Origin of the sequence: Pseudomonas trivialis, assembly GCF_001439805.1 — a bacterium.
Taxonomy (GTDB): Bacteria; Pseudomonadota; Gammaproteobacteria; order Pseudomonadales; family Pseudomonadaceae; genus Aquipseudomonas; species Aquipseudomonas trivialis.
Genome location: NZ_JYLK01000045.1, coordinates 1 through 813, shown reverse-complemented (window position 1 = coordinate 813; position 813 = coordinate 1). Strand labels below are relative to the sequence as shown.

1 pseudogene is annotated in these 813 nt (G+C 58.1%); it reads right to left on the bottom strand.

What is annotated here, in order from left to right:
• Positions 1-788, bottom strand: a pseudogene (locus TU79_RS24870) (esterase/lipase family protein); the annotation flags it as partial.
• Positions 789-813: the final 25 nt, after the last annotated feature.

The window sequence follows — 813 nt, the reverse complement described above, 5'->3', positions numbered from 1 at the left end:
TCGGCCAGTCTTGATGCGGCGCTGTCGTTGGAGTCCAGCCAGTTATAACCGCACGCGTGCACCGGCATGCGGTAGTCGCCGCGCGCCACCAACTCGTCGGAAATAATCGAGGGCAACTGGGCCGTCAGGGTGGCGCCTAACCCCGGCATGGCGATGGGCAGTTCAGGCTTCAGCTGGGTGATATGGGTGGGCCCGGGCTCAACGGCGACGGTGTGCAAGTGCTCCGGCTGGATATCGAATTGCGGCCATTTGTGCGGCAGGAATTCGTTGTTCAGGGCGTCTTCCAGCCACAGCAGAAACGCGTGATAGCTGGTTTCGCTGACTTCGCCCCAGCCGCGTTCTTGATAGCGCTTGGTCAGGGCCATAGTTGTCTGTTTTTTATCCGCGCCTGACTGCACTATGACCGTGCCTACAGAGTGTCGGGGTACCGCACCTTTGTTATCGACAGTGGCGCGTACCGGGTGCAGAATTTTTTGACGCTCGCCCGCTGTTTTAAAAATCCAGTTTTTCGCCAACCACATATTTTTACCCAAAAATCCAGCATCCAATCGCCAGATGGGCACCCCCTCTTCCCCCTGATCTTCGCTCTCCTGCTCCGCAGGCTTACTCTTCAAATTCGACCCCATAATCCCCGGCACAAAAATCACCGGCAGCACCCCATCCGGCGGCAATATGCAATGCACCGGGTCGGTGATATGGCTGGGCGTAAGGGTCCAGGTATGCACCGGATTGCCGCGTGCGTTGTAGGTCATGGGCGCAACACGCGGCGCCGTTGGGTTATCGGTCATGTGGGGTCTCCGTTTTCAAGCCATT